Genomic DNA, 6,203 nt, shown 5'->3' with positions numbered 1-6,203 from the left:
GATCGCGAGAACCGTGAATTTCCGAAGGAGCGTAAGTATGGCAGCTACGACCTGCAGACATCTGGATCAAATCCGCCGCGTGTCCCCGTCCGGAACGGGCTGCAAGGAGTGCCTGGAGATGGGCGACACGTGGGTGCACCTCCGATTGTGTTTGACATGCGGACACGTCGGATGCTGCGATGACTCGAAGAATCGTCACGCGACGAAGCACTTTCACGCGACGCGGCATCCGATCATCCAATCGTTCGAGCCCGGAGAGGATTGGCGGTGGTGCTACATCGATGAGATCGTCCTCTGACGACGAGGAAGGGGAGCGATCATGGATCTCAGCCTCGTGATCCTTCGGGTGGTGTTCGGTCTTCTCATGATCGGTCACGGCACCCAGAAGTCGTTGGGCTGGTTCCGGGGACCGGGATTCCAGGTCGCGTCCGGGTTCGTCGCCTCTCGGGGCGATCGCGATCGCGGCGGCGATGCTGATGGCGAATCGCGGGATTCCACTGGCCGAAGTTTTGGGTATCGGAGGGCGGGTACGAACACCCGCTCATCATGCTCACGGCCGCGGTTGCCGTTGGGATCTCCGGCACATTCGCGATTTCGAACGCCTCGCCGGAATGACCGGTTACTGGCGGGGCAAACCGCCGAGCTGGCCGGTGTGCGCGAGCGCTCCGACCAGATTCAGGATAAGGCGGACGGCGAGGCGGCACGTCATGTACTGGGCGTCGATATCCGGCACGATCTCCACCACGTCAAACCCAACCACGCGGCCGCGGGCCGCGACGCCGCGCAGCAGCCCCGTCACTTCGTCGTACGTGAGGCCCCCGAACGCCGGACTGGCCACGGCAGGGGCGATCGATGGGTCGAGCCCGTCGGCATCGAGCGTGATGTAGTACCGGTCCGCGGCAGGAATCCGGCGAAGCGCGGCCTCGACGCCGGCGCCGTGAACCTCCGCGGCGCCGATCAGCGCCGAGCCATAGGTGCGCGCGTCGTCGAACTCTGGGCGCCGGGCACTGCCGAATCCCCGAATTCCGATCTGCGCCATACCGCGTATCCAGGGCATCTCGGACGCGCGCCGCATCGGGCTGCTAAGCCCTTCCCGGATGCCCTCCCTTTCGTCGCGCCAATCGATGTGCGCGTCGATCTGCACGAGACACATCGGCTTCTGCTCCCCGTAGGCGCGGAGCACAGGGATCGGGATCGAATCGTCGCCGCCGATGACGAACGGCACGGTGCCGCGGCCAAGGATCTCCTTGATCGCCTCGGTCGTAGCGCGCGAGTTCTCGCCCCACCGCCCCGGGACCATCGCCACATCGCCGCAGTCAACAATGCGAACGGATCGTCCGGCGAACAGGTCTCCGCCGAATTCGAAATCGTAATGGGTCGCGTACCAGGGAACGTAGGCCATGGACTGCGCGCGCACGGCGGCCGGAGTCAGGCTTTGCCTGGCGGAGATAGATAGATCATAGGGCACGCCGAAGGGTACGCCGATCACGGCGACATCGGCCTCGAGCGTACGCAGATCGGCGCACCGCGCCACATCGAGAAATGTCGGGCGGCCGGCCGGGACCGGCGTGAGGCGCGTGGACACGGCTGCTCTCTTCTCCCCCGGCATGATCTGCCCCTGGACGTCGCCACGGCTCTTCCCGGGCGCTGCACCGTGCGGAAAGCCTTGATTTATAAGGTTCATCCGGCATTTCCGGGAATGCCTGAAAACGCGTCCAAGATCTTGAGGAAGAAGTAACCGTTGTCCCGGTGGCCGTAGGCCATGCGCTTGAGCACTTTAATCTTATTGGTCACGCCTTCGAGAAGACTGGTGTGCAGCGGGTACCGGCAGTGCGCCGGCCATGCATCACCTTCGGGCTTCGCTTACTTGTTGGGTCTGAATGCCAATCGGTTCCGCCATTCAGTACTCCATTGGTCTGGTCACTTGCCATCTAAACCGGTACAGCGCCGACCTCGCCTGGCCGTAGCGATCAAGCCCCCTCGCCGCTGGAAACTTCCTACTGCACGGCGCAGACGCTTGCGAACGGCATCACCCCCGAGGAGAGGGCTGGCAGGTACTGGTAATGAGCACGCAGGTATCGCGTCACGTTGGGCAACCACGCCTGATTCAAATGCGTTGGATCGTTCTCCGCCAACAACGGCGCATACCGATCCCGGATGAACACCAGGAGGTCCTCGGGGCGTCCCCGGCGCACCCATTCGACGTACCATTGATGCACCAGATCGGCCGTGGCCACCCGCGCCACGTTCTCCGGCACCGCCCCATGCCCCCCGTAAGCCCGCGCCAGGGCTTCGTTGCCGAACGACGGCACCTGTTCAGCGTAGTGGATGGCCTCCACAATGTCTTCGGGGTGGGTGAGGTAGATCAGTTCCCCAAACCCCAGAGCCACCGGCGCGGAGGCCGGAGTCACATGATACGTGAATCGCTCAGTGTCCAGGCGTGCGGCGTACACGTCGACCCGGGCCAGGTGCCCGATGGTCCCGATGAACCCCACCGAGGCCACCAGGAACATCCATCGTTTCCACGTCATGGCAATCACCTCAAGCAATCTGCGCCGCTTGGCGATTGACCTGTGTCGTGGGCGAATCTTAAACTTAAGCCCGGCCAAGACCAAGAGGATAGACCCCCAGTCTCAGACTTTACCTCCAGGGGCTAACCTCTCTCTTTAAGCGTGAGACCTCCGAGGTGTCCCTAAAGTTGGTGAAAATTCTCGTCGTTACGTTCATCCCCAACGCAGGCCAGACCCGGGTCGACCTCCGTCTTCTCAATCCCCCGTGTCGTTGGGTCCGCTGGAAATTGGTCCTTTCGCATGAAGACGCAGAAACGTGCGGCGGGCGGCGTCTGCACAGGTCCTACTTTGGCTTTTGTCAAACGCCTGGAAGCCCATGCCATTGGCGCTTGCGATTGCGGCGTTTGTGATTCCGCTCGGCTTCGACACGCTCGCGGTTATCTATCGCCCTGGGCCTATGCTCTCCGTCGCATATGATTGCACATCGACGCGGTCAGCCAAAGAAACGTGGTGCGCATCGGCAACGTCAGCCTGGAGCCCTCGAGTTGAAACCGTCAACCTGCGGCGTCGGTCTACGGCCCCCGCCACGTGATCTTGGCCAGCTCGCCGCACTTTCCCGGATGCGCAAACTGGAGCTCCGGGCTCGCGCGCACCCAGAACTCCTTGAGCGAATATTGGTCGAGTTCGTTGGCGACGAATCCCTGGGCCAGCATCACCTTCGGAAGGACTTCAGCTTTGGTCACGGGGTTGCGGATCGGGGCGAAGACGATCTTCAGCTGATCGTCGACGTAGAACTCAGTGTTCTTCCCGGCGAGTTTGACGGTGATGTTCGCCGGGTGCGGGCCGAGAACGTGTCCCCACGTCGAGGCGAAGATCGTCCATGGGAGTCCACCCGCCTGCCCGGAGACGATCTTGCCCAAGGCATCGCGCTGCTTGGGCGAGGCGTTCGTGTCGATGAAGATCGCCGCGACCCCATTCCCCTCGTGGATAGCGCCCGGCCACTTCACCGCAACGGCCGCCGTCAAGCCGTCGAGGCGCACGCTGCCATAAGCGCCGTCGGCGACTTTGAAGCCGACGGCTCCCTGGCAGAAGCCCATCGTAGGCCGGGCGTTGAAGTTACACGGACAGCCGTAGTCGCAGTTGCAGGCGAGGACGGAGTCCCCGTTGATATGCCAACTCGTCGGCGCCATGACCGCGCCCCTCCTTGTGATCCGGGCGATCCTATCCAGGTTTCTCCATGCGAAAGTGCGCCGTGCTTCGGCCCCGGCCGCCGGTGCCTACAGCCCGCCACCCGTTCTCCAGAGTTACCCCCGAAGTACACTTAACCAGCTTTCGGCGTCCACGTACGCGAGCGTTTGAATCGGCTGCTCTGCCGGAGAGCTTGCGCCTTCCAATTACAACGGGATCACCGCTGAGTGGATCGCCACCGCCGTCAAAACCACCCCATATCGGCCGGTTCTTCGCCTTCCGCGATGCCCGCATTAGCAAAGACGCGCAACCGGAGGGCCAAGCTGACAGGAACATGGAGTCGGCAGACCGGACCGTAGAGCGGCTTACATGGGTGGCACGCTGGCCGATCTTCCCAACCACGGCGTGATCAAGGTGGCCAGACCAAAAAGGACGAGGCCGAGGGCCGCCACCCGGCCGATGAGCGGGCCATGGCGGAAGATCTTCTCGGCAAAGATCACGGCCGCCAGTAGCACCATCCAACCCAGATTCATCAATCCTACCGCGAACAGCACGACCATGAGACCCCAGCAGCAGCCCACGCAGTAGGCACCGTGCCGAAACCCCATGATAAACGCGCCGCGATAGCCGGCGCGCCATGACTGGAGTAAGAAACTCAAGGGCGAGCGGCAATGCCGTAGGCAAATACCTTTCAAGGGGCTCCACTGGTTCAGGCCAGCCAGAACCAGCACAATCCCTCCGACCATCGGACTGTACGCCCTGAGACCGGGCGCCGTCATGCCCACGGCGGGCACCGCTAGTGAGAGCAGATAGGCGCCGACGCCGAAGAGACTCCAGATCGCCAAATAGCCGGCCAGGAACACCCAAGTCGGCACCGCCGACCCAACCGTGGTACGTTGGTTGCGCCCCACAGTAGAAAAGAGCGACACCATAGGCGCCACCGACGGGAACATCATCGCCACCATCATGCTGACCCAGACCAAAAGGAAGAGCAGGAACGGACTCGGTCCCATTGCCATGGCCCGCATGTCGGCCATGGTCCCCATCTCCCGGGCCTGGATTACCGTGATCGTCCAACCAACGGCCGTGAGCAGCAGCAATGCCAACCAGAGCCAGATCTGCGGCCGCTTGGATACGTCGAGCGACGGGGTTGCCATCGTGTCTTAGGCCTCGTGGGGCAGTCGCGGCCTGATCACGCGTTGGCCATATACGGCCTCAACGATCATGCGCCCCACGAGAACGGAGCAGAGTGTCCGTTCTTCCCATCGTTGGAAAACTCCAACCCGAAGGCCTTCACTCGTGCCTTTGTCGCTTTGGCGATCGTAAGCGTCGAGTTCGCTGGATGGAATGCCCCGGTGATTTTGGATACCTCTCCGGTCGGACTCCCTGGCGGCACGAAGTCCTCAATCTCAATCTCGGCGGCGTCGCCGATCTTCACTCGGTGCCGGCGCCCGTTATCCTCGTACTGAATGGACACAACCTCCATCCCCAACATCTCTCCGATAAGCGGGACGAGGCCTGCCATTGGTCCACCGAGCTTCCCGGAGAACACGGCACCAAGCTTTTCCTGTTGGCTCGGGGAGGCGGCTGCGTCCATGAACACACCGACACGCCAGTTGCCATCGAGCATCTGCCGCGGCGTGTCGGCCAGCACGGCGACAGTACGATTGCTGACATCCACTCCCTCGACCTCGCCCAAGGCGACATGGAACACGAGCACGACACGGCACCGCTCGTTGTCTGCGGGCATGGTCAGTCCGGAGGTGCTGCACGGGCAGACCATGTTGCAGTTGCAGTTTTCAAAGTACGTACCGTTGAGGCGCCATGCCATTACGCTCTGCCTCCTTTGCTTTGGACAATCAGGACTTTCCGCTTTGGCGCCTGCAGATCCCTCCCATCAGTGAGCCCAACTCGGGTTCTCGATGGTCGATTTCGTCACACCTCAGTTGCAGTTTCTACCACCGCTCAACACGGTACAAGCCGAACAGTCATACGCTAGTGCACCATAGCCCAAGTTCTAAGACAGAAGCAGGAGTTCCGGCCATGGGCCCGTATTCTCGGCTCCAAATTCACCGCAGCAAACGTCGCAGCAGAGGTCACAGCTACCATGGACGCAGTGATCGGTGTTCGTCGAAAGGGCCCTCCGCCTGCGATCGTCATCACGCTAACCCCCGCGGAGCGTGGCGCTCTTGAGCACCTCTGCCGGGCCGGCACGACCGAGCGCCGACTGGCCGACCGCGCTCAGGTCGTCCTTCTGGCCGTACTGGGGTGGGGCAATATGGCCATCGCCGCCTACCTCCATCGCAGCCGCTACTGGGTGGTGCGCTGGCGCCGACGCTTCGCCCGAGAACGCGTGGCCGGTCTCGACGATCGGCCGCGCAGCGGTCGCCCGCCGCGACTTTCCCCCCCTGCAACGGGTGGAGATCGTCGCCCTGGCCTGCACCCCGCCGGAGGAGGCGGGCCGGGCGTGGGTGCGCTGGTCGGTTCAGGCCCTGCATGATGAGA

General features: G+C 62.8%; 6 protein-coding genes and 1 pseudogene. 1 reads left to right on the top strand and 6 read right to left on the bottom strand.

The window, feature by feature from the left end:
• Window positions 1-37: 37 nt before the first annotated feature.
• Window positions 38-298: a UBP-type zinc finger domain-containing protein gene (locus VGZ23_20615; GenBank protein HEV2359999.1), complete on the top strand. Its 261-nt coding sequence runs from the start codon at window positions 38-40 to the stop codon at window positions 296-298.
• Between the two features lie 321 nt (window positions 299-619).
• Here VGZ23_20615 and VGZ23_20610 read toward each other — a convergent pair whose 3' ends face one another.
• The 6 genes and pseudogenes from VGZ23_20610 to VGZ23_20585 form a co-directional block, all read right to left on the bottom strand.
• On the bottom strand, window positions 620-1,585 hold the full coding sequence (locus tag VGZ23_20610; GenBank protein HEV2359998.1) for an agmatinase: 966 nt from the start codon (window positions 1,583-1,585) through the stop codon (window positions 620-622).
• Window positions 1,586-1,680: 95 nt separating this feature from the next.
• Window positions 1,681-1,836 (bottom strand): annotated as a pseudogene (locus VGZ23_20605) (transposase).
• A gap of 161 nt (window positions 1,837-1,997) precedes the next feature.
• Window positions 1,998-2,531, bottom strand: coding sequence for a hypothetical protein (locus VGZ23_20600; GenBank protein ID HEV2359997.1), 534 nt, complete (start codon window positions 2,529-2,531; stop codon window positions 1,998-2,000).
• A 551-nt stretch (window positions 2,532-3,082) separates the two neighbouring features.
• On the bottom strand, window positions 3,083-3,700 hold the full coding sequence (locus VGZ23_20595; protein HEV2359996.1) for a DUF1326 domain-containing protein: 618 nt from the start codon (window positions 3,698-3,700) through the stop codon (window positions 3,083-3,085).
• Between the two features lie 363 nt (window positions 3,701-4,063).
• On the bottom strand, window positions 4,064-4,855 hold the full coding sequence (locus tag VGZ23_20590) for a DUF2182 domain-containing protein (protein ID HEV2359995.1): 792 nt from the start codon (window positions 4,853-4,855) through the stop codon (window positions 4,064-4,066).
• Between the two features lie 65 nt (window positions 4,856-4,920).
• Window positions 4,921-5,529: a DUF1326 domain-containing protein gene (locus VGZ23_20585; protein ID HEV2359994.1), complete on the bottom strand. Its 609-nt coding sequence runs from the start codon at window positions 5,527-5,529 to the stop codon at window positions 4,921-4,923.
• Window positions 5,530-6,203: the final 674 nt, after the last annotated feature.

It is taken from the genome of bacterium (assembly GCA_035945995.1).
Classification (GTDB): domain Bacteria; phylum Sysuimicrobiota; class Sysuimicrobiia; order Sysuimicrobiales; family Segetimicrobiaceae; genus DASSJF01.
Note: the sequence above shows the minus strand (reverse complement) of the source record. Positions and strands in the feature narration are given on the sequence as shown.